At 40.2% G+C, this 276-nt stretch carries 1 protein-coding gene; it reads left to right on the forward strand.

Annotated features, from left to right (window positions below; all coding sequences use genetic code 11):
- Positions 1-276 (forward strand): alanine:cation symporter family protein (locus SB658_RS23755; protein WP_410602769.1); only part of this gene is annotated, 276 nt, incomplete at both ends.

Genomic DNA, 276 nt, shown 5'->3' on the forward strand with positions numbered 1-276 from the left:
TAACTTAGCTGGTGTAGCTATCGCAATTTCAGCAGGTGGACCAGGAGCAGTATTTTGGATGTGGTTAATCGCGGTAATTGGGGGTGCTTCTGCATTTGTAGAGAGCACATTAGCGCAAATTTATAAAGTAAAAGATGGGAATGCGTTCCGTGGTGGCCCAGCTTATTATATGGAAAAAGGATTAAACAAACGCTGGATGGGTGTTTGGTTTTCACTTCTTATTACAGTTGCGTACGGATTAATTTTCAATTCTGTACAAGCAAATACAGTAACAAT

Source organism: Bacillus sp. SIMBA_008 (assembly GCF_046535495.1).
GTDB lineage: Bacteria > Bacillota > Bacilli > Bacillales > Bacillaceae > Bacillus > Bacillus subtilis.